We start from the raw sequence: 445 nt of genomic DNA, 5'->3' as shown, positions 1-445 counted from the left end.
TTGAACGCCAAGATCTTAGACGAGTCCAAGTGGAAAGCCTATGATGCCAGAGACGGCTCAGAGATGAACATCCCACCAGCACCGGAATTCCTGCTGACAACTGCAGAGACCTGGCAGGAAGCAATTCCGATGATGGCAAAAGCCTGCATCCGTCCGTCCGATAACAGCATGGGCAGATCTATAAAGCTGACCCACTGGATGGAGCTTTCCTTGAAATACCTCGGTGTAGAACCGGACGACTGGTGGAAATTCGTCAGAACCGAAGCCGACCTCCCGCTTGCTAAGCGTGAATCACTCCTCAAGAGACTCGAATCAGAGCGCGGCTGGGAAATCGACTGGAAGAAGAAGAAGATCATCTCCGGTCCGAAGATTAAGTTCGACGTCTCAGCTCAGCCAACTAACCTTAAGAGACTTTGCAAGGGGGCCTGAAAATGGTAGACACTAC

At 51.5% G+C, this 445-nt stretch carries 1 pseudogene; it reads left to right on the top strand.

What is annotated here, in order from left to right:
* Window positions 1-429 (top strand): annotated as a pseudogene (locus tag ASJ81_RS15385) (CO dehydrogenase/acetyl-CoA synthase complex subunit alpha); the annotation flags it as partial.
* Between the last annotated feature and the right edge of the window lie 16 nt (window positions 430-445).

It is taken from the genome of Methanosarcina spelaei, from assembly GCF_002287235.1.
In the GTDB taxonomy this organism is placed as follows: Archaea; Halobacteriota; Methanosarcinia; order Methanosarcinales; family Methanosarcinaceae; genus Methanosarcina; species Methanosarcina spelaei.
This window is presented reverse-complemented; position numbering and strand designations above follow the sequence as displayed.